The sequence below is a fragment of the Nonomuraea zeae genome (assembly GCF_005889725.1).
Classification (GTDB): domain Bacteria; phylum Actinomycetota; class Actinomycetes; order Streptosporangiales; family Streptosporangiaceae; genus Nonomuraea; species Nonomuraea zeae.
Genome location: NZ_VCKX01000730.1, coordinates 1 through 658, shown reverse-complemented (window position 1 = coordinate 658; position 658 = coordinate 1). Strand labels below are relative to the sequence as shown.

The window sequence follows — 658 nt, the reverse complement described above, 5'->3', positions numbered from 1 at the left end:
TCCTGCACCGCATACGCCACACCAACCTCACCGCCTACGACCACCAAGACCTCCCCTTCGACCAACTCGTCGAACTCCTCAACCCCACCAGATCCATGGCCCGACACCCCCTCTTCCAAGTCATGCTCACTGTCGAGAACAACCCCGCGCCAAGTCCGGGCCTGGTGGGCATGACCGCGAGCGTTCGTCCCATCGATATCCCCGTCGCCAAGTTCGACCTCACCCTCAGCTATACCGACCGCGACCCACGAACGGGGCAGGCAGCGACCGGCTCCATCGAATACGCGACGGATCTGTTCGACCGGGAGAGTGTGGAAACGCTCGCCACCCGGCTGATCCGCATCCTCGAAGCCGTGACCGCCCACCCAGAGCAACCGATCGGCGACATCGACCTGCTATCAGCGGAGGAACGCCACCAGCTCCTCACCACCTGGAACAACACGGCCGCCCCCGTACCGGATGCCACCCTCCCGGACCTGTTCCAAGCACAAGCAGTCCGCACCCCCGACAACATCGCGATCATCTTCCAAAACACCCAACTGACCTACGCCGAACTCAACACCCGCGCCAACCAACTCGCCCACCACCTCATCTCCACCGGCACCGGACCCGAAGACATCATCGCCCTGGCCCTGCCACGCGGCATCGACATGATCAC

General features: G+C 63.5%; 1 protein-coding gene. It reads left to right on the top strand.

The genetic code is table 11. The features are described from left to right. Positions 1–2: 2 nt before the first annotated feature. A partial coding sequence (locus ETD85_RS62645; protein WP_338087277.1) for a condensation domain-containing protein occupies positions 3–658 on the top strand: 656 nt, incomplete at its 3' end.